The 421-nt window shown below is 49.8% G+C and carries 1 rRNA gene; it reads right to left on the minus strand.

Annotated elements, in window-relative coordinates:
* A 16S ribosomal RNA gene (locus AC1DIT_RS28560) occupies window positions 1–348 on the minus strand; the annotation flags it as partial.
* Window positions 349–421 lie beyond the last annotated feature (73 nt).

A 421-nucleotide genomic window follows, 5' to 3' on the forward strand; every position in this document is an offset into this window, starting at 1 on the left:
AGTCTGGGCCGTGTCTCAGTCCCAGTGTGGCCGATCACCCTCTCAGGTCGGCTACGCATCGTTGCCTTGGTGAGCCGTTACCTCACCAACTAGCTAATGCGACGCGGGTCCATCCATAAGTGACAGCCGAAGCCGCCTTTGAATTTYGCACCATGCGGTGCAAAATGTTATCCGGTATTAGCCCCGGTTTCCCGGAGTTATCCCAGTCTTATGGGCAGGTTACCCACGTGTTACTCACCCGTCCGCCGCTAATTTCATAAGAGCAAGCTCTTATGAAATCCGCTCGACTTGCATGTATTAGGCACGCCGCCAGCGTTCATCCTGAGCCAGGATCAAACTCTCCAATAAAGTTAGTTTGTCTAGCATCTAAAATAAAAATTGACGTTTCACGTTGTTTGTTTCGTTCAGTTTTCAAAGAACT

This window comes from Bacillus sp. 05T22, from assembly GCF_056396765.1.